The organism is Idiomarina piscisalsi (genome assembly GCF_002211765.1).
Lineage (GTDB): Bacteria > Pseudomonadota > Gammaproteobacteria > Enterobacterales > Alteromonadaceae > Idiomarina > Idiomarina piscisalsi_A.
On the sequence record NZ_CP022133.1, the window covers coordinates 627,614 to 647,932 of the forward strand.

Annotated in this window: 14 protein-coding genes; 9 read left to right on the top strand and 5 right to left on the bottom strand. The window is 48.8% G+C overall.

Annotated elements, in window-relative coordinates; translation table 11 throughout:
• Nucleotides 1–108 precede the first annotated feature (108 nt).
• Nucleotides 109–1,419, top strand: a complete 1,311-nt coding sequence (gene xseA, locus CEW91_RS02980; protein ID WP_088769340.1) for an exodeoxyribonuclease VII large subunit — start codon at nt 109–111, stop codon at nt 1,417–1,419.
• An 89-nt stretch (nt 1,420–1,508) separates the two neighbouring features.
• The gene (locus tag CEW91_RS02985) at nt 1,509–2,816 is read left to right on the top strand and encodes an alkaline phosphatase (protein WP_088767612.1); all 1,308 of its coding nucleotides are present in this window, start codon (nt 1,509–1,511) and stop codon (nt 2,814–2,816) included.
• A gap of 84 nt (nt 2,817–2,900) precedes the next feature.
• On the opposite strand, the gene CEW91_RS02990 is transcribed toward CEW91_RS02985, so the two are convergent.
• The gene (locus CEW91_RS02990; protein ID WP_088767613.1) at nt 2,901–4,070 is read right to left on the bottom strand and encodes a DcaP family trimeric outer membrane transporter; all 1,170 of its coding nucleotides are present in this window, start codon (nt 4,068–4,070) and stop codon (nt 2,901–2,903) included.
• Between the two features lie 201 nt (nt 4,071–4,271).
• Here CEW91_RS02990 and acs point away from each other — a divergent pair, with 201 nt between their 5' ends.
• From acs to CEW91_RS03025, 7 genes are read left to right on the top strand one after another with little or no spacing between them, the layout of a single operon-like run.
• A complete protein-coding gene (gene acs, locus CEW91_RS02995; protein ID WP_088767614.1) occupies nt 4,272–6,212 on the top strand; it encodes an acetate--CoA ligase in 1,941 nt (646 codons plus the stop codon).
• Between the two features lie 21 nt (nt 6,213–6,233).
• Nucleotides 6,234–6,866: a response regulator transcription factor gene (locus CEW91_RS03000; RefSeq protein ID WP_058576076.1), complete on the top strand. Its 633-nt coding sequence runs from the start codon at nt 6,234–6,236 to the stop codon at nt 6,864–6,866.
• Entirely contained in the window at nt 6,863–10,318 is a 3,456-nt protein-coding gene (locus tag CEW91_RS03005; RefSeq protein ID WP_088767615.1) for a hybrid sensor histidine kinase/response regulator, read from the top strand. The genes CEW91_RS03000 and CEW91_RS03005 overlap by 4 nt, the downstream gene beginning before the upstream one ends.
• Before the next feature lie 23 nt (nt 10,319–10,341).
• The gene (murB, locus tag CEW91_RS03010; protein ID WP_088767616.1) at nt 10,342–11,331 is read left to right on the top strand and encodes a UDP-N-acetylmuramate dehydrogenase; all 990 of its coding nucleotides are present in this window, start codon (nt 10,342–10,344) and stop codon (nt 11,329–11,331) included.
• 28 nt (nt 11,332–11,359) lie between these two features.
• Nucleotides 11,360–12,343, top strand: coding sequence for a bifunctional biotin--[acetyl-CoA-carboxylase] ligase/biotin operon repressor BirA (birA, locus tag CEW91_RS03015; RefSeq protein WP_088767617.1), 984 nt, complete (start codon nt 11,360–11,362; stop codon nt 12,341–12,343).
• Nucleotides 12,344–12,352: 9 nt separating this feature from the next.
• Nucleotides 12,353–13,138 (top strand): type III pantothenate kinase, encoded by a 786-nt coding sequence (locus tag CEW91_RS03020; protein ID WP_088767618.1) that lies wholly within the window; start codon nt 12,353–12,355, stop codon nt 13,136–13,138.
• Nucleotides 13,139–13,166: 28 nt separating this feature from the next.
• The gene (locus CEW91_RS03025; protein WP_088767619.1) at nt 13,167–13,799 is read left to right on the top strand and encodes a tetratricopeptide repeat protein; all 633 of its coding nucleotides are present in this window, start codon (nt 13,167–13,169) and stop codon (nt 13,797–13,799) included.
• Nucleotides 13,800–13,829: 30 nt separating this feature from the next.
• Here CEW91_RS03025 and nspC read toward each other — a convergent pair whose 3' ends face one another.
• The 4 genes from nspC to CEW91_RS03045 all read right to left on the bottom strand — a co-directional run bounded on the left by nspC (nt 13,830) and on the right by CEW91_RS03045 (nt 20,314).
• Nucleotides 13,830–14,963, bottom strand: a complete 1,134-nt coding sequence (gene nspC, locus CEW91_RS03030) for a carboxynorspermidine decarboxylase (protein ID WP_088767620.1) — start codon at nt 14,961–14,963, stop codon at nt 13,830–13,832.
• An 11-nt stretch (nt 14,964–14,974) separates the two neighbouring features.
• A complete protein-coding gene (locus CEW91_RS03035) occupies nt 14,975–16,174 on the bottom strand; it encodes a saccharopine dehydrogenase family protein (RefSeq protein WP_088767621.1) in 1,200 nt (399 codons plus the stop codon).
• 84 nt (nt 16,175–16,258) lie between these two features.
• Nucleotides 16,259–18,427, bottom strand: coding sequence for a prolyl oligopeptidase family serine peptidase (locus tag CEW91_RS03040; RefSeq protein ID WP_088767622.1), 2,169 nt, complete (start codon nt 18,425–18,427; stop codon nt 16,259–16,261).
• Nucleotides 18,428–18,490: 63 nt separating this feature from the next.
• On the bottom strand, nt 18,491–20,314 hold the full coding sequence (locus tag CEW91_RS03045; protein WP_088767623.1) for a GNAT family N-acetyltransferase: 1,824 nt from the start codon (nt 20,312–20,314) through the stop codon (nt 18,491–18,493).
• Between the last annotated feature and the right edge of the window lie 5 nt (nt 20,315–20,319).

Below are 20,319 nucleotides of genomic sequence, written 5' to 3' on the forward strand. Positions count from 1 at the left end.
ATAATAAACAGATATAAAGCCGTCAAGACATTTAGACGTCTAAATGCAAAATTATTATTTTGCATTCTGTGCTAGTATCAGCGCATTGAATGGAGGTCAAATATGTCGATGGTTTACTCGGTCAGTCAGTTAAATGGTGAGATTCGACAATTACTTGAGCAGGGTTTTCGCCAAATAAGCCTGGTAGGCGAAATTTCAAATTTTGCGGCGCCGGGTTCAGGGCACTGGTATTTCACGCTGAAAGATGAGCGCTCACAAGTGCGTTGTGCCATGTTTCGCGGGGCTAATCAGCGGGCGACTATGCGCCCACAAAATGGCTCTCAAGTTTTAGTGAAAGCAAAAGTGACCCTGTATGAGCCTCGGGGTGACTATCAGCTTATTGTCGAGTATCTGGAAGACGCCGGACAGGGCTTATTACAACAGCGCTACGAGCAGTTGAAAGCAAAACTCGGTGCTGAAGGACTGTTTGCGTCAGACCGCAAACGACCGTTACCTGAACACATTCGCAAAGTTGGGGTGCTGACCTCCCCAACCGGAGCGGCAATAAAAGACATATTAGCGGTGATGAAGCGGCGAGACCCGAGCGTCGAAGTGATTATTTACCCCACGTCAGTTCAGGGAGAAGCAGCCGTTGGTCAGCTGCAGTCTATGGCTCAAACAGCTTTTGAACGGAATGAAGTCGATGTGCTGTTGGTATCGCGAGGTGGTGGCTCTCTTGAAGATCTTTGGTGTTTTAATGATGAAGGCTTTGCGCGACTGCTTGCAACTGCACCAATGCCCATTATCAGTGCGGTGGGTCACGAAATTGACTTTACCATAGCGGACTTTGTGGCCGATGTCCGTGCGCCAACACCATCTGCCGCAGCAGAGTTGGTCACACAAGATCAGCAACAACAGTTGCAGCGGGCGCAAACCCTGATGCAGCGGTTGCAACAGGCTCAGCTCAGGCATGTCCAGCGGCTTAAGCAGCAGTGGCAATTTCTGCAAACCCGATTGCAACAGCAACATCCCCAACGATTGTTGCAACAACAGTCTCAACTGGCAGACGAATTGCAGGCACGTGCGAGTCGGGCATTGACTCAGCAGCTGATGCGTCAGCGTCAGCAGCACACGCACCTAAGCGGGCGTTTAAAAGCCGTACACCCGGAAAAACGGTTGGCACAGCACCAACAGCAATTGACAACGCTTCAACAGCGTTTGCCGCAAGCCATGACGCGTTTACTGAAAGACAAAACGGCTCGGCAGGGGCAGTTGATGCAGGCACTGAATTTGGTGAGTCCACTGAATACGCTGGAACGGGGGTATGCCATTGTTCGTAAAGACAATGGCACGGTGGTGCGCCGGGCCGATGACGTTGCCAGCGGCGAACAAGTGGATGTGCGCCTGGCCGACAGTTCATTTACGGCGAGGCGCAGTTAAATTGCGGTTCGTTGTCATATCACTGACATTGAGTGCTTGATATAATCAGGCCATACAAAGAACGTTACAGAACCAGACGGAGTTGTTGTATGAAAAAAACACTAACGGCCGCAGCTATCGGGCTTGCAATGAGTGCATCAGGCGCAGTAGCCGAAGAGCAGAAGCCCAATATTATTTATGTGATTGGCGACGGCATGGGCTTCGAGTTTATCAGTGCTTACCGCTATGCCATGTCAGACTTAGACACCAAAGAGATTGCAGAAACGCAGTTTGATCACTATCTCACCGGAGCCGCAACGACCTATCCTGAAGACGATACCTGGGTAACCGATTCGGCTGCGGGCGCTACGGCATTAGCGACAGGCGAAAAGTCGTATAATGGTGCTATCGGCGTGGATAACGATAAAACGTCCTTAAAAACGGTCATGGAATACGCTAAAAATAGTGGTTATATGACAGGCTCTGTGTCGACCTCACAAATTAACCATGCGACACCGGCGTCATTTTTCTCTCATCATCCCTCGCGCTATGAATACAATCAAATTGCTGACTTAATGGCGCAACAGTACATAGAAGACGAAGCGTCTTATGACGTCGTGCTCGGCGGCGGTCAGCAGTATTTTATTCGCGACGACAAGAACTGGGTCGAACTGCTCGAGCAACATGGCCTGAAGGTGGTTCAGGACATGCAAATGTTAGATCAAGTGGAGCAGGCGCCGGTCATGGGCTTGTTCGCACCAAAAGGTCTGCCGCATGCAATTGATGAAGGCAAAGGCTCGTTGGCTCAAATGACCAGCAATGCGTTGCGTTTATTGTCAGGTGACGACAAGCCGTTCGCGCTGATGATTGAAGGCAGCCAAATTGACTGGTGTGGTCATGCTAACGATATTGCCTGTGCTGTGCATGAGATGGACTCGCTCAATAAAGCACTAACGGTTGTCGCTGATTTTATGCAAGACAACCCCAATACGTTGCTGGTGATGACCGCTGACCACTCGACTGGAGGGTTAACCCTTGGACGTGACGGCGAGTACGCATGGTATTCAGATAGAGTCATGGCCATTGAAAGCTCCATTGCGACAATGCGTAGTGAACTGTTGAACATGGACGCGGAGAAATGGCCCGAGTATGTGGCTGACAAAGTGAACTTCGAGCTGACTCAGGACTATATCGACGAGCTGGCGCTTGCATCTGAGCAGGAAGGTGAAGAGCGTGAAGACGCACTGCACGATGCTTTGGTGTATATTACTGGTGATATTACCGGTACGGGCTGGACGGGCAGTGGCCACACCGCAGTAGACGTCCCGGTTTTTGCTAAAGGACCTTACTCTGAAGATTTCCGTGGGTATATGAACAATACGGATATTGGTAAGCGGCTTATTGAGATTGTGAAGTAAGCGCGACTCTGATTAGAGCGTGTCCAAACAGAAAAAACGCCGGTACCCATTGTGGCTACCGGCGTTTTTGGTTGGGAATATCGTTTAAAACTTGTACATCGCCATCAGTTGTAGACGGTTCAAGTCGCCGTCAACATTGGCTTCGGTTTCACGATTGGCTTGTGAAATTTCGGCACCAAAGGTTAGGTTGGAAGCCGGTGAATACATAAGGTTAAACGCCAGACGCTGAGTGTATTCAGTCATGTCACCAGCAAGAGCCAGTAATGCTTCATCGTTGTCAGCCCAGCCTCGTGAATAAACAACGTTTGAACGCAGTTTCTCAGTCCAGAAATGACGGTACGCAAATGAGATACCGGTTGAGTCAATGGCTTCTAATTCGCCGTTAGCATCGATATAGGCGCCGTTCCAGGTGTTAAGACCTAAGTAGCGACCTAAACCCGAGCCGGTTGTAATGGATGCACGAATGTCGTCCATACCAAAGGTGTATTTAGCACCAAAGCTCACACCGTAACCAAAAGTCGTTTCGTCATCACCGGTTTGCGTCACGTCATAAGTCAGCTGGCGCAACAATGCAGAAGCCTGCCAGGTTAAGTTGTCAGACTTACCCGTGTATTTGAAGGTGACGTCTGGCATAAATCCATCACTGGAAACGATGCGACCGCCGCCAGCGGGAGTCACTGTGGTTTCAGGGTTTTCAATGGAAGCGCTAAAGCCACCAGAGGTATAACGAATTTGTGCCTGACGGTTAAAGATAATGCCGTCAGTAATACCGATAAAGTCGACCGATTCTGCCAGAATGTTTAAGTCCTGGAAGTTTGACCAGGTTTGCCCGAAAGTCCAGTTACCGTACTTCAAAAATGCCTGACGCAAGCGTGGGTTGTAAGAGTTAGAAATACGTTCGTCACCGTCTGGTGTTAACTGAAAGTCCATTTCAATATGACCAGTCAGTGTTTCACCGTTATCTAACTCTGTATTGGTTGTAAAGAAGAAGCGTGATTGACGAGCATGAAAGTCGGTCGTTAAGTCATCACCCTCTCCACCAACGGGAGTAATACTTGGAATGTATTGCTGGCGACCAATATTGGCACTTGATGGTGCTTGGCCATCGGCATAATCAGACACTAACATGTCCAGTTTAACGTAACCGCCAAAATCAAAATCCGTTTCTTGAGCCTGCGCACCAAAGCTTGCCACACCAAGTACAGCCGCTGCTGCCGCTGTATACTTAAACTTGTTTGTTTTACTTGAGGCCATCGTGTGTTCTCCCATGTCAGCCAAGTTTGTTATTAATTATAGAGAAGCCTTACGTCGTTATTATTTGATAATAACTAAGAAATATTGCCGTTAAGTGTCGTTAATTGGTCAATTTTTATCAATCTAGACTATGGTCTAATAGTGTTTAACGCGCGTAAAACGTACAACAGTTACCATCTTGCGAATAAGGAGGAAGAGGTAATGTCGCAACTGTATCCAGTTCCAGACCACATAAAATCAAAAGCTAAAATCGACAATGACGGTTATAAAAAACTGTACCAGCAGTCCATTGATGATCCCGAAGGCTTTTGGAGTGAACACGGAAAGCGCATTACTTGGTTCACACCCTATAACAAAGTCAAAAATACAACGTTTGAGCCGGGTAAAGTCAGCATCAAATGGTACGAGGACGGCACTTTAAACGCTTGTTATAACTGTGTCGACCGCCACCTTGCCGATAAAGCGGATAAAACAGCGATTATCTGGGAAGGCGACGACCCTAGTGTAGACAAACACATCACCTACCGCGAGTTACATAAAGAGGTATCTCGTTTTGCTAATGGCCTGAAAAAATTAGGTATTGGTAAAGGTGACCGGGTTGCTATTTATATGCCGATGGTGCCGGAAGCGGCATACGCTATGTTAGCTTGTGCGCGTATTGGTGCGGTTCATTCGGTTATTTTTGGTGGCTTCTCGCCAAACGCCATTGCCGACCGTATCAACGATTGTCAGGCAAAAGCCATTATTACCGCTGATGAAGGCCGTCGCGGCGGCAGCACCATTGGACTTAAAGCGAATGTCGACAAAGCCTTGTCTGACGGTGCCTGTCCTTCATTAGAGCACAGCATTGTGTGCCGTGTGACAGAGGGTAATGTGGACTGGACAGAGGGGCGCGATGTCTGGTGGCACGAGCTCATTGGCGATGTCAGTGACGAGTGTCAGGCGGAAGTGATGAGCGCCGAAGATCCCCTGTTTATTCTTTATACTTCGGGTTCTACCGGTAAGCCAAAAGGGGTAGTGCACACCACTGGCGGTTACATGGTATACGCATCGATGACGCATGAATATGTCTTTGATTATCACGATGACGATGTTTACTGGTGTGCAGCCGATGTTGGCTGGATAACCGGACACTCTTATATTGTGTACGGACCACTGGCCAACGGTGCAACCACATTGATGTTTGAAGGGGTGCCAACGTACCCGGGGGTTGGCCGTATCGGTGAAATAGTCGATAAACATAAGGTGAATATTCTTTATACCGCGCCAACCGCTATTCGCGCATTAATGGCAAAAGGTGATGAGGCGGCGAAAACATCGACCCGTGAAAGCCTGCGTATTTTAGGTAGTGTCGGTGAGCCGATAAACCCGGAAGCCTGGGAGTGGTATCACCGTGCTATTGGTAATGGTAAATGCCCAATCATGGATACCTGGTGGCAGACCGAAAACGGCGGTATTTTGATTACGCCGTTACCGGGCGCAACTGACCTGAAACCGGGCTCTGCCACACGCCCTTTCTTCGGTATTCAACCTGCATTAGTCGATAGTGAAGGCAATGTACAAGAGGGTGAAGCCGAAGGTGGCTTGGTGATTAATGACTCATGGCCGGGCCAAATGCGGACACTGTGGGGCGACCACGAGCGTTTTGAGCAAACCTACTTCTCAACGTTCAAAAACCGTTACTTCAGTGGCGACGGTGCTCGTCGTGATGCCGATGGTTACTACTGGATCACGGGTCGTATGGATGACGTCCTGAATGTGTCGGGACACCGTTTAGGTACGGCTGAAATTGAAAGCGCATTGGTTGCGCATAAGTCAGTGGCCGAGGCGGCGGTTGTTGGTTACCCGCATGACTTAAAAGGTCAGGGCATTTATGTCTATATTACGCCAGTTGAAGGTGTGGAAGTGACGGAAGAACTGACCAAAGAGGTTCGTAACTGGGTACGCTCTGAGCTCAGCCCAATTGCAACGCCTGACCTGATTCACTGGACAACGGGCTTGCCGAAAACCCGTTCAGGTAAAATCATGCGTCGTATTCTGCGTAAGATAGCTGCCAACGAGTATGAGAATTTGGGGGACACCTCTACGCTTGCTGATCCAAGTGTGGTAGATTCATTGATAGAAAACAGAATGAATAAATAATGTCACTTAATTTGGAATCTCATGGCGAAATTTTTAATCGCAGATGACCACCCATTGTTTCGCGAGGCGCTGCAAGGCGCGCTCGCGAATCACTTTTCTGAACTTACCCTACGTGAAGCCGAAGATTTAGATTCGACATTAGCCGCGCTAAACAAGGACGATGACGTCGATTTATTGTTACTCGACTTGCATATGCCGGGCAGTGGCGATTTATATGGTCTTATTCGGGTGCGCGAAGATTATCCGTTATTACCTGTTGCTATCATTTCTGGCAGCGAGGACGCCTCCATTGTCGCTAAATGCATTGGTTTTGGGGCGCTTGGCTTTATTCCTAAGTCGTTGCCGTCAGCGGAAATAGCCGAAGCGATAGACACCATATTGCAAGGCGAAACCTGGGTACCTAAAGAGTCGCGGGAACGTTTGGATGTGATTTCTGACGAAGATCAGGAACTGGCACGTAAAGTCTCTGAACTGACACCGCAGCAATATCGAGTACTTCACTTTTTACATGAAGGTCTTCTGAATAAACAAATCGCTTACCAGTTAAGTATTACTGAAGCGACGGTTAAAGCCCACATCACGGCTATATTCCGTAAACTCGGAGTGTACAGCCGGACTCAAGCTGTACTGGTTGCTGAACGCTTGCAGTTATGACTTGGTTGCTGGTATTCGCCTCTCTGGCGTATGTCATTTTTCTGTTTGCCGTAGCGACCTGGGGCGACCGTTTAGGTTCCTGGGCAAATAAAATCAGCCACAAGCCAATGGTTTACTCCATGTCATTGGCTATTTATTGCACCTCCTGGACTTACTACGGAGCGGTTGGTAATGCTGCTACCGAAGGTTGGGCGTTTTTCCCCATTTTATTGGGGCCCATTTTACTGTTCCTGTTTGGCATTCGAGTGCTGGAAAAGCTGGTGTCTGTCAGTAAACAGCAGAACATCACCTCAATTGCCGACTTTATCTCTTCTCGCTTTGGTAAGCGACGCCGCTTAGCCGTTGCCGTTACTGCCATAGCGGCTACTGCCATCATTCCTTATATTGCGCTGCAGTTGAAAGCGGTGGGGGTCAGCTTTTCGGTGCTAACGGAAAGCACCAGTGTGATGGATGAGTTTTCTATAAAAGAACTGGGTGCTGCGGCGTTGATGGCGATATTTGCCATGCTCTTTGGGACACGTCATGTGGAAGTGACTGAATATCGCAGTGGTATGATTTTAGCCATTGCGGTTGAGTCGATGATAAAACTGGTGGCGTTAATGGCGGCAGCGGTATTTGCCTGGTCGCTACTTGCAGAAAGCCCTGGTCCGTCGCTGCTAAGTCAATTCACTTCGGTAACCGCACCACAATGGTCTTTTGCGAAGTTTGGTGAGTTTGAGTTTATTGTTCAAACCTTGATGGCGGCTGGCGCTATTTTGTGTCTGCCCAGACAGTTCCACGTAGCGGTGGTTGATAACGTTGACACTCGGCATTTAAAAACTGCCCGCTGGGGATTTCCGATTTATTTAAGTTTAACCGCCGCAGCGATTATTCCAATTGCCATTGCCGGAAGTTTTTTCTTAGGCAACGGCGGGGACGGGTCAACCTTTTCATTACAGTTGCCGCTGCTTAGAGACCAGCTGTGGTTGTCGCTTATTATCTTTATCGGCGGTATTTCAGCGGCTACCGCGATGGTGATTATTGCGTCGGTGACACTAAGTACCATGATAACCAATGACGTTATCATGCCGATACTACTGCAACGCGATTCTAAGCTGCCGTTGCAGCAGCGAAAGCGGGAATATGATCGGGCGCTGCTGTTAATTCGTCGGGTCGCCATCGCGGTCACGATGGTGCTGTCGTTCTTTTGTTATTACTTCTGGGCGGCGAAGACCAATTTAGTGAGTATCGGTTTGCTGGCGTTCTCACTGGTACTGCAGTTGCTGCCTGCGTTATTGGGCGCTTTATACTGGCGTAAAGGCCACGCTCGCGGTGTTTATGCGGGGCTTGGCGCGGGGTCTATTGGTTGGGTATTAGCGGTGTTAATTCCGCTGTATTCTTACCCTGAACTCACCGACGTTGAAATTATAACCCGGGGCACAGTCGTTTCCCTGGCGCTCAACGCCTTTGGTTTCATCGCATTTTCACTGTTAGCACGGCCCAGGCTGGTTGACCGGATTCAGGCAACCGCCTTTGTTAAACCCAAAGCAAAGCTTCCCGAACAGCAACATTTACACAAGGACTACAATGCCACGAATGCCGACATGATGCTGTTGCTAAAGACTTTTTTAGGTGGCCAGCGTGCGCAACAGCTTATGCAGTATTTTCAGCAGCCGGAAGAGAAGGATTTAGTTCCTGAAGAACTGGCTGATAAGTCGTTTATTGGCTTTGTCGAGCGCGCGATAGCCGGCGTGTTAGGGTCTGCAACAGCGCGCTCGTTGGTCGATGCGGCACTGCGCGACAAGCAGCTTAACTTAGAAGAGGTAGTGCACTTTTTTGATGACACTACGCAAGCCCTGCAAACTCAGCAATCGATATTGTTCAGCTCACTTGAAAATTTAGCGCAGGGCATTAGCGTAGTCGATGCCGAGCTTCGTTTGGTTGCCTGGAATAAACGCTATTTAGACTTGTTTGAGTATCCGGAAGGCATGGTGAAACCGGGGCAGCCAATTGCCACTCTCATTCGCTATAATGCGGAACGGGGCGAGTGTGGTCCGGGCGACGTCGATGAGCTTGTTAATAAGCGTTTGCGGTACATGCAAATGGGGTCAGCGCACCGGTTCATTCGCCGACGAGCCGACGGTCGTGTCATCGAAATGGTCGGGAATCCGTTACCCACCGGGGGCTTTGTCACCAGTTTTACGGATATTACTGAACACGTTGAAACACAGCAGGCGTTGGAAGACGCTAATATCGATCTTGAGCAGCGGGTTGATGTTCGTACACAGGAAATTCGTGAGATAAACCAAGAGTTAACGGCAGAAATTGATCGCCGTCGTGAGGTAGAAGAAGAGCTTAAAAAGGCGAAAGCGGAAGCCGAGGCAGCTAACGCGTCAAAAACGCGTTTTCTGGCGTTGGCCAGTCACGATATTTTGCAGCCGTTGAATGCCGCACGCCTGTACTTGTCCGCCATACATGAAAAAGAACTGTCCGATAAAAACCAGCAGTTATTGGGTAAGCTGGATACCGCGCTTGGCTCCACCGAACATTTGCTTTCTACGCTGCTGTCGATAGCTAAAATGGACCAAGGCGCTTTACAGCCGAAATTCCGACACGTGCAATTAAGCTCGGTTCTTAACCCTTTAATTGAAGAATACGCCATGCTGGCCGATCAGAAGCATCTGGATTTTCGGGCATTTTATGTTGACCGACCGGTATTCACTGACCCGACGTATTTACGCCGTATTGTGCAGAACTTTTTGTCTAACGCTATTAAATACACTCCTAAGGGCAGTGTTTTGCTCGGGGTCAGAAAAAAAGGCCGTGAGCTGGAAATCTCGGTTTGGGACACAGGCCCTGGCATAGCCGCTCAGCAGCAAGACAAGGTATTCGACGCCTTCTATCGCATTCAAAACCAGAATGTCGAGGGCGTTGGACTTGGATTGAGCGTCGCCCAGCGGATGGGCGAACAGCTGGGCTGCGAAGTTGAGGTGACCTCTGTTGAGGGGAAAGGCTCGCGGTTTTCCGTTCGTGTACCCCTGGGTAATAGCGCCCAAGTGGTGAACAAACCTAAGCGTCAGCAGGAGGAAGGTCCGAATGCATCGTTGCGGTTGTTTGTGGTGGATGACGACCATGAAAACCTGAATGCCGTCAGTGCTCTGTTGAATAAATGGGAGTGCGAGGCGGTGACCGTGAATAGCTTCGCCAAAGCGGTGGATTACGCGAAAAGCCATCCTGAAGAAGTGCCACACGGCATACTGGTTGATTATCAATTGGGTGATGGCGATGGTTTGTCACTCGCTGAATCACTGTGGGAGCAATGGCAACATAAAGTGCCTACTGCTCTGGTAACGGCAATGAGTGACGACGCGGTGAAGCAATCTGCACGAAAATTAGGCCTGCAGTTTTTACCAAAACCCGTAAAACCGGCTGCGTTAAAAGCGTTTTTGAAATATATTAGCATGCGAAAATAACCCGCAATATTACGAGGCCTCGCTTGAGGGATTTATCGAATTTACACACATTTCGTCTGCCGGCACAGTGTTTCGACTTCGTTGAGGTGAACAGTGCCGATAATCTTCTGACACTGGAACCGCAAGAGCCTTGGTACCTATTGGGCGAAGGCAGTAATACGGCGTTTATTGAAGACTTCCAGGGGACGGTTATCCATAATGCCCTGAAAGGTGTTCAAGTTGACGACTTCTTTGAGTACACAAGGGTGACGGTTGCAGGCGGAGAAAACTGGCATGAGCTGGTATCGCGGTTGCGCTCAATGGATATTAACGGCCTGGAAAACCTGGCGCTGATCCCCGGCTCTGTCGGAGCCGCACCTGTGCAAAATATTGGTGCTTATGGTGTTGAAGTATCACAGTTCATTGAGATGGTGACCGCATGGGACGTTGAAAAACGTCACTGGGCTTATTTTACGCCTTCGGACTGTGAGTTTGGTTATCGTGACAGTATTTTCAAACAAACGCCGGGCCGCTGGCTTATCACCGAAGTCAGCTTTCTTTTGCCTAAAAAGTGGCAGCCGGTGACGCATTACGCACCGCTAAATGAACTGTCTGCGCCGGTGACTGCACAGGCTGTCTTTGACAAAGTGATTGAAACTCGCCAGCGGAAACTACCGGATCCCGCTGTGACACCCAATGCCGGCAGTTTCTTTAAAAATCCGGTGGTATCGGTGGAGCACTTAAAAGCGCTGGAGGCTAAATTGCCCGGATTAGTCTCGTACCCTGTTTCTGACAGCTCAGTGAAGCTGGCGGCGGGGTGGCTTATCGACAAACTGGGTTTGAAATCATTGTCGGTGGGGAATGTTGGCGTTAACCCTCAACAAGCTTTGGTCTTAATTAATAACGGCCAAGCTCAGGGCTCTGAGTTAGTGGCGTTAGCGCAAGAAATTCAAGACAGAGTCTATGAAGTAACGGGCGTCACACTTGAGCCGGAAGTTCGGCTGGTAGGCGCTCACGGACTCATTGACTTATGAACGCTTCAAAGAACAAGGAACGAGCATAATGAAGCAGTCACAGCGACTTGATCAGCTGATTCAGCAATTATCAGATGGCGAATTTCACTCCGGTCAGTCGCTGGGGGAGCAGTTGAGCATTTCCAGAGCGGCGGTGAACCAGCATATTCATAAGTTAGAAGAGCTCGGCCTCGAACTTTTTTCGGTTAGCGGTAAAGGTTACAAACTGTCTCAACAGCTGGAATTGCTCGATAAAGAAAAGATAAAGCAAGCCACTGAACATTTTTATGAAGCACCTGATTTTGCGGTTTACTCGGTTGTTGACTCCAGCAATGACGAGCTTAAATTGCTGGCACAAAAGCAGCCTCTGGCCGCTGGCTATTCGGTATTTGCTGAGGCTCAAACGGCAGGGCGGGGGCGGCGGGGTAAACGCTGGATCTCGCCTTTTGGTAGTAACTTATATTTCAGTGTTTATTGGCCGCTGGTAGAGGGTATTCATGGGGCGATGGGGCTGAGCCTGGCGGTAGGTGTTGCCCTGGCCGAATGTTTTGAGTCGTTGGGTATTGAAGGTGTTGGTCTAAAATGGCCGAATGATGTCTATATAAAAGGCAAAAAGGTGTCGGGTATTTTAGTCGACTTAGAAACGCTGGCAGATGGCTCTGCGCATAGCATTATTGGCATTGGTATTAATTTAAAAATGCCTGAACGTGTGGCTGAAAGCATAGATCAGGCATGGACGGATATCAGTAGTGAAGCGCCTGCTTTTATGTCGCGTAACCTGATAGCAGCGCGAGTCCGTGAGTCAGTTCTGGCGTGCCTGTCTGAATATGACTCAGCCGGTCTTAGTGCATTTCAGGTGCGCTGGCGTGCTTACGATCAGTTTCTTGATAAGCCGGTACGCTTAATAATGGGACAACGCGAATGTATAGGAACCTGTCGCGGCATCGATGAAAACGGTGCGTTGTTGGTTCAGGATGAAGCGGGCGTGAAACGCTACTTTGGCGGCGAAATTAGTTTACGTTTACAACATTAAGGTCATTAGATGCTACTCATTGATGCGGGTAACACGCGCTGTAAGTTTGCCTGGTGGGATAAGTCCACTGACTCTATTCAGGCTCTGGGTGCGATTGAACATCAACATTGGTTGAATGACTTGAGTCGTTCATTAAAGGACATTTTGCTTGGTGTGATTAACCGTGAGCAAATTGAACAGACGAAAGAAGCCTTAGGTGTCAGTGTGGCGTCCGTACAAGTGGTTGATATGCTTAATCAGTCTTTGGCTGAGCTTGGTATTAGTGTGCATTGGCAACGCACTCGGGCGTCGCAGTTAGGCATAGAGAATGCGTATAAAGACAAGCCGGAGGCTTTAGGCGCTGACCGTTGGCTGGCTCTATTGGGGTGTCACAAAGCGGTCAAAGGGCATGCCGTTATCATTGATGCGGGGACAGCATTGACGGTGGACTGGCTGACGAGCGAAGGTCACCATTTAGGTGGTTGGATAGTGCCCGGTCGACAGCTAATGCTCAATGCCCTTGGTCAGGGTACCGCACAGCTGGGGAATGTTCCTGTTGAACATAGTGCTAAGGCAAAGCTGGAGCCGGGCATCAGTACCCGTGAAGGCATGCTGCACGGTATTGAAGCAAGTTTAGTCGGCGTTGTGTATGAAGCCGCTAAACTGTCTCCTTCGTTATTCAACGATGAAGCCTTTACGGTTGTTGTGACTGGCGGTGATAGCGAGCAGTTGGCCTCCCATTTAAATGGGAGTGTCTGTCGTATTGATGACTTAACGTTTAAGGGTTTGCGACTTTGTGCCGATAACGAACAGTAGTGATTGAATAAGCGAACTGGAGTCAAAAATGGCGTGGCATAAAGCAGCGTTAGTGGCAGCCGTAATAAGTGGTCTTTTATTAACTTTACCAGCGAAGTCTCAAGACATAGAAGCGGTTCAGCTGTATTCTGACGCCGAACTGGTCGAAATGTTTGCCACCAATGAGCACATTACTCAGGTTCGCGATGTTGATCGTTGCCAGCTGGCACAAGACATTGAAGCTCAGGCAGAGCTGGAACGCCGACCAACGTATCAATTTTTATATGGTGATATGAAAGCTTGGGGCATTTGCTACGACCGAGACGCTGAAATTGGTTTGCTGTATATGGAAAAGGCGGCAGAGCAAGGCTTAGTCGAGGCTCTGGAGCAGCTAGGGCGATATTATCACGAGGGGCGGTTGGTACAGCAGGATATTGAACGCGCTATTTTATATTTGCGAGAGGCGGCGTCTCTCGGAAACCTCCGTGCCCAGCAGCGTTTTGCCAGTATTTTACTGAATGGTTATGGCAGTCCGTATGATTATGAAAACGCCTACCATTGGCTGCATAACTCGGTGACCGGTGATACGGCTAAACATCGGGAAATTCAGCAGCAATTAGCGCAATTATCAGAGCGTATGCCGCCTTCTGTGGTAGAAGAAGCAAAACGGCCACTCGAATAGTGGCCGTTGACGTTTTTCGCCTCTAAGAGACTATGAAAGTCGACTGCGAAAGTCTTCGTAACGAAACTCCCGTATACAGTCAAAGCGACCGTCTTCGCGTAAAATACCAATAGCAGGATGTTGTACACCGTTAAAGAATGATGTTTTCACCATGGTGTAATGCATCATGTCTTCAAATATAAGTCGGTCACCAACAGCCAATGCCTGATCAAAGCTGTACTCACCAATGACATCACCGGCCAGGCAACTATTACCACCTAAGCGATAACTAAAGGCTTTTTCTCCCGGCAGTCCGGCACCAGTAATTGCTGGCCGATAAGGCATTTCCAGTACGTCAGGCATATGCGCTGTTGCTGAAATATCGAGCAATGCGATAGGGCCATTATTTTCGACAATATCCACCACTTCGCAAACTAACGGACCGGTTTGCCAGGCAACCGCAGAGCCGGGCTCTAAAATCACCTGAAGGTCATAGGTCTCACGTAGGCGTTTAAGTTGGCTTATGAGGTGTTCGACATCGTACCCTTCACGAGTCATTAAATGACCACCACCTAAATTAAGCCATTTAACCTGCTTAAGTTGTTCACCGAAGCGACTTTCTACCGCTTCCAGTGTACGCTCTAATGCGAATGAGTCACACTCGCACAGGTTGTGCACATGTAAGCCCTCAACGCCCGTTAAGTCATGCTGGCTTAACTCGCTGGCTCTAATGCCTAGTCGCGAGCCGGGCGCGCTCGGATCGTACAGCTCGGTGTCCGCCTCTTGGTGTTCCGGGTTTATGCGTAAACCAATAGAAACGCCAGCTTCTGCCACTTGATCGCGATAGCGCTGCCACTGGGTCACGCTATTAAACGACAAGTGGTTTACCAGCGGCAGGAGCTCGTCAATATCGCTTTGCTTATAGGCCGGTGCGTAGGCATGAACTTCACGACCAAATTCATAGGCGGCCAGTTTGGCTTCCCATACCGAGCTTGCCGTGCAGCCTTTTAAGTACTGCTTAATGAGCGGAAACGCCGACCACATAGAGTAGCCTTTCAGCGCAAGAATAATGTCTGCACCACTTTGCTCCTGAACGTATTGCATAAGCTCGAGGTTGCGGTGCAGTAGCTTCTCATCCAGCACGTAACATGGCGACGGAATATCCGGCGATAAATAATGACTCATCGGTGACTCACTTACTTCTCAAACGGCTTGTCGCACTCTTGTACGTGCCATGGCAAACCAAACTGGTTCAAACGGTTCATGAACTCATCCGGGTCAAATTGTTCCATGTTCCATACACCGGGTTTCATCCACTCGCCTTGCAGCATCAATGAAGCGGCTATCATGGCAGGCACGCCCGTGGTGTAGGATACAGCCTGTGCGCCAACTTCTTTGTTCGTTTCGGCGTGGTCACAGTTGTTGTAGATGAAAATGGTCTTTTCTTTACCGTCTTTCATGCCGGTCACGTAAGTACCGATACAGGTTTTTCCGGTGTAACCTTCCGCTAATGAACCAGGGTTTGGCAATACAGCTTTCAGAAACTCCAAAGGTACAATCTTCTTGCCTTCAAATTCAACCGGCTCGATAGAAGTCATGCCGACGTTTTCTAAAACACGCAAGTGTGTTAGGTACTGGTCTCCGAAAGTCATCCAGAAGCGCGCGCGCTTAATGGTTGGGAAGTGCTTAACCAGAGATTCTAACTCTTCGTGGAACAGCAGGTAAGACGGACGCACACCAACATTTGGATAGTCTAAGTCTTTACGAACACTGATAGGGTCGGTTTCATGCCACTCACCATTTTCCCAGTATTTGCCGCGCTGAGTAATTTCTCGGATATTAATTTCGGGGTTAAAGTTGGTTGCAAAGGCCTGGCCGTGATCACCACCGTTACAGTCAACAATGTCTAAGTAATGGACTTCGTCAAAGTAGTGTTTAGCGGCGTACGCAGTAAATACGTTGGTTACACCCGGGTCAAAGCCAGCACCTAAAAGCGCCATTAAGCCTTTTTCTTTAAATTTGTCCTGATACGCCCACTGCCATGAGTACTCGAATTTTGCCTCGTCTTTCGGCTCATAGTTGGCGGTATCTAAGTAGTGAACGCCGGTTTCTAAACAAGCATCCATAATTGGTAAGTCCTGATACGGTAGGGCGACATTAATAACCAGCGACGGGTTAATGCCACGAATAAGCTCGGCGACTTCTGCAGCGTCATCAGCGTCAACTTGATACACACCAACAACGCGATCTTTGCCGGCTTTTTCCTGAAGCGCCTGACACTTAGACAAGGTACGGCTGGCTAAGTGTATTTCAGAGAACACTTCCGGTAATTTCGCACATTTTTGAACAACAACACCAGCAACACCGCCAGCGCCAATAATAAGAACTTTAGACATGAATGCTATCCTTCACAGAAATCGTTAACGGACTTATTTTACGAATAAGATTGCCGCGAAAGATAGCACATTTTTTGAAAATCATCATTGAGAAGCCGAGCTTCTCTTCTCTTTGTTTACATGAAGTTCTTTGTGTAAAAATGCCCACTTTTCAGCCGCTGACTCAATTTTCATCCACGTAGGTGTGCCAGCGCCATGACCGGCGCGAGTTTCGATATTCAATAATACCGGGTTGTCACAGCTCTGGTCGGCCTGCAGTGCCGCCGCAAACTTGTAGCTGTGCCAAGGCGCAACTCGGTTATCATTATTGGCAGTGGTGACGAGTGTGGCCGGGTAACATGTGCCCGCTTTGGTATTATGAACTGGGGAATACTCATATAAATGAGCAAATTCATCGGCATTCTCACTTAATCCGAACTCACTGCCCCAGCCGCGGGCGTTGGCATTGGGTAAGTGGTAACGCAGCATATCCAGTACACCAACCGTCGGAATTGCCGCAGCAAATAATTCAGGGCGTTGAGTCATAGTGGCTCCGACGAGCAAGCCACCATTACTGCGACCATGAATAGCGAGCTTGTCTCTGTTGGTATAGTTGTTTTTAATTAACCACTCGGCGGCAGCGATAAAGTCATCAAACACCGTTTGCTTGTTAGCTTTTGTGCCAGCCTGATGCCATTGTTCACCAAATTCACCACCACCACGCAGGTTAGGTATTGCCAGAACACCACCCATTTCTAACCAGGCAATACGGTCGGCTTTAAATTCAGGGGTTAAAGAGATATTAAAACCGCCATAGCCGTATAGTAGTGTGGGGTTGTTACCGTCTAGCTCTACGTCTTGAGAGTGCACCAGAAACATCGGTATCTCTGTACCGTCTTTGCTCTCATAGATGACTTGATGCGTTTCGTATGACTCAAGTTCGGCGGGGAATTCGACCTCCTGCCATAACGTTGTGCGCTGCTGCTCCACTTGGTATCGGTAAATTTTTCCTGGTTCAGTAAAGCCTGAAAAATTAAAGAAGGTGTCGTCAGCAGACGGAGAGCCGTTAAAGCCGGATACTGTGCCTATTCCGGGTAAGGCTAACTCCTGCAGTAACTGCCCCTGTTGATTAAAAATACCAACGCGCGAGTGGGCGTTTTGCAGGTAGTGTGCGAACAGTTTCCCGTTAACAGCGGACACTGACGTCAATGTATGAGTATTTTCAGAAATTATTTCCGACCAGTTGTTATCACCCGTGTCGCTCATATCAATGGCGATAACTCGCCCTCTGGGGGCCTGTGCTGTTGTTCGAAAGAGCAGCTTGTTGTTGTGGCTCGTTACGTAATTGTACTGTCCGTCCCATTTGGTTAAGAGTCCGGTAAAAGGCGCGTCGTCTTCGGATAATGGACGGTTGAACACGGCGTTTGCATCGTAGCCGGATGAGACATTAATTAATAGATAGCGACCGTCGTGAGTGACTTCCGGGTAAGGATTCCAGCTTGGCTGCTCCGGCAATGCGAAGATCAGCTCATCGTCTTTTTGCGAGCGGCCGATGCGATGAAAGTAGACACTGACCGGCTCTGAATCATCGTATTTTCCGTTGGCATGTTGCGGATAGCGGCTGTAATAAAAGCCGTTCTCGTTGGGAAGCCAAGCGACGTTAGAGAACTTAACGCCTTCAATACGCTCTGACAAGACGTTTCCCGATTCGATATTTTTAACGCGAATATGATTCCAGTCACTGCCTTTTTCTGAAACCGAGTAAGCGACGTACTTTGCGTTTGGGGAGACCTGTATTCTCGCCAGTGATAAAGTACCGTCTTCGCTGAGTTTATTCGGATCAATGACTATTTCCGGAGCACTGTCTAAGGCGGTCATTGTGTAGAGAATGTCCTGGCTTTGCAGTCCATCGTTGGCAAAATAAAAATACCGGTTTGCGTATTGAAACGGCGTGCCTATTTTTTTGTAATTCCAAAGCTCTGTAAGCCGCTGTTTCAGCTCACTATAAACAGGCAGTTGCTGCAAAGACGGGGTGGAAAATGTGTTTTGGCGATTGACCCATTGCTCAACTTCGTCTGAGTTAAGATTCTCCAACCAACGATAAGGGTCGGCAACGATAGTGCCATGATAGTTATCTGTTTGATTAACTGTTGTAGTTTGTGGGAACCCATAAGGCGATTTTTGTTGAGGCTGAGGTTGTGAGCTGCACGCGCCAAGAATAATTGCCCCAGATATAACAGCCAGTAATGCATTTAGCGATGAGTAACGAGTCATTGCCTTCCCCTTTGTTAAGACTGACTTGATCATAGAAAGTTGTTGAGAAAACAACAAGTCACATTAGACGAGCTGTGCGGTATCTTTACGGAGTTTTACATTGGCCTGTTGTTTTGAGGAACAACCTAAGTAACTGGCTAGCTCTTTTAATGACAAAGTTGGCATTGCCAACAGTGGTGTCAGACGGTCAGTAGGGCGCTTATTTTTATAGAATACGGCTAACGCAAAGTGCGCCGCATCAAATGGTATTCGCTCTTTTAAGTAAGCGTCGACCAGTAGCTGGGCTAAGTGGGGTTGGTTTAAGTCATCCGGAATGCTGGCTTTCGACTCGCTAAGCCATTGGTGTTCAGCGTGTGCCCACTGATGAATATCGCGAATAGAAGCATGGTCGCTGGAGGCTGTTTTGACATAAATGGCGGCAGGGCGCGCAGATACACTGTCGAGACGATGACTGATGCGCCAAGGCACAAAACCATTGGTTTCCCAGAAGCTGGCAACGCCTGGTTCCCAGGCGAAGCTAGTACCAAATTTGTCGATAGCGCCGTGTTCGGGGTGTTGCGCAATAAAGTCGAGCAATTGGGAGGCATTGCCCCTATGACGTTCATGTTCGGGCACGGCAATACGGGCAACTCTTAGCCAGCGCGCGCTAAGCGCCCAGGATTGCTGAAGAAAGTAACCAATAGCTTGTGGTAGCAGGTTACCTTTAGGGCGTCGTCTGCCCTCTAAAATATCGGTATGCAGTTCCGGAGTCAGTGGTCCTTCCTGAATAAGCCAGGCGACAGCAATGATTTCCCCGTTTTTACGTGTATAGGCCAGGCGATGCAATGAGTCGCTCAATAACAGGTTGAGGTCATTTGGACTGCTTTGATAATGCGCATTAAGCAATAACTGAAAACATTGGCGCAGCGTGCTTTCATTCATGTCAGCGGCATACTCTAGAAATTGACCGTCAGCAAGTTCGGGGTCGGGTAAAACGGGTGACTCATCCATAAGAAAACAGTCCGTTAACCACTGCTCTAGCGGGTCGTTTAGTGGCCAGCGCATTGGCGTATTGAGTTGATGACTCTTTACCCGGGGAAACTGTTGTTTTGCCCAATCCTGAAAGTGAATCGCGAAGCCCCGGCCACAACCTTCGTAGCCCGACACCGTTGTCGCTAACAACCATGGCGTGAATTTTTCGCAAAGTTGCTGTGTTGCCCACAACGGTACGCCTGCGGCTTCATCAATAATCAGCCATTTTTCTTTGTTACTGGGGCGCTCTAATAACTTGTCCCATGCGTTGAAAGTGGTGTTAGGGGCGTGTTTTAGCAAAACCTGTGCGTTCGCTTTTCTTGGGGCGGTTACAACGACGTCGACATTGGGAGACGCATGACTGACGTGGTTGAGCACTTTTCCCAACACGGTGCTTTTTCCTCTGCCGCGCTCCGCAGTAATAATGTGAGTGCGTACTGAGTTTTTAGAAAGGGCCTCACCAATCAGTTCCTTTTGCAACCTCTGAAGTTCAGCTCTGGAGACGTCAAATTCCTTTTGGGGAATGCTCTTTTGCTGCTCTTGCACCTGAGTTTGGGGAAAGTACTTATCGGCGAAATATTGCAGCCGCTCACGCATGGCTGACGGCTCATGGGGAAGATAAATAACGAGCTGACCGCCACCGATAACAGTGCCGCATAATGCACAAATCGTGTCGGCATTAATGCCGTCGTGGCAATCAAGAAAAACACTCTCGAATTCATGACCTAAGTAGTCGCGATACCGATTGAGTTGCGCGTCGGCGTGTGCGTCAGTTTGAGAAAGAAGGATGCTTTTAGAAGAGCGAGCCTGGCAGGCTTGCTGCCATTGGCTCGCTGTTTGCAGCAGTTTTAGCTGTCGAAAACCGCCACGATTCATCGATA

Coding starts and splice junctions, on each gene's coding strand:
- xseA (WP_088769340.1), top strand. CDS start 109: ATGGTTTACTCGGTCAGTCAGTTAAATGGTGAGATTCGACAATTACTT.
- CEW91_RS02985 (WP_088767612.1), top strand. CDS start 1,509: ATGAAAAAAACACTAACGGCCGCAGCTATCGGGCTTGCAATGAGTGCA.
- CEW91_RS02990 (WP_088767613.1), bottom strand. CDS start 4,070: ATGGCCTCAAGTAAAACAAACAAGTTTAAGTATACAGCGGCAGCAGCG.
- acs (WP_088767614.1), top strand. CDS start 4,272: ATGTCGCAACTGTATCCAGTTCCAGACCACATAAAATCAAAAGCTAAA.
- CEW91_RS03000 (WP_058576076.1), top strand. CDS start 6,234: ATGGCGAAATTTTTAATCGCAGATGACCACCCATTGTTTCGCGAGGCG.
- CEW91_RS03005 (WP_088767615.1), top strand. CDS start 6,863: ATGACTTGGTTGCTGGTATTCGCCTCTCTGGCGTATGTCATTTTTCTG.
- birA (WP_088767617.1), top strand. CDS start 11,360: ATGAAGCAGTCACAGCGACTTGATCAGCTGATTCAGCAATTATCAGAT.
- CEW91_RS03020 (WP_088767618.1), top strand. CDS start 12,353: ATGCTACTCATTGATGCGGGTAACACGCGCTGTAAGTTTGCCTGGTGG.
- CEW91_RS03025 (WP_088767619.1), top strand. CDS start 13,167: ATGGCGTGGCATAAAGCAGCGTTAGTGGCAGCCGTAATAAGTGGTCTT.
- nspC (WP_088767620.1), bottom strand. CDS start 14,963: ATGAGTCATTATTTATCGCCGGATATTCCGTCGCCATGTTACGTGCTG.
- CEW91_RS03035 (WP_088767621.1), bottom strand. CDS start 16,174: ATGTCTAAAGTTCTTATTATTGGCGCTGGCGGTGTTGCTGGTGTTGTT.
- CEW91_RS03040 (WP_088767622.1), bottom strand. CDS start 18,427: ATGACTCGTTACTCATCGCTAAATGCATTACTGGCTGTTATATCTGGG.
- CEW91_RS03045 (WP_088767623.1), bottom strand. CDS start 20,314: ATGAATCGTGGCGGTTTTCGACAGCTAAAACTGCTGCAAACAGCGAGC.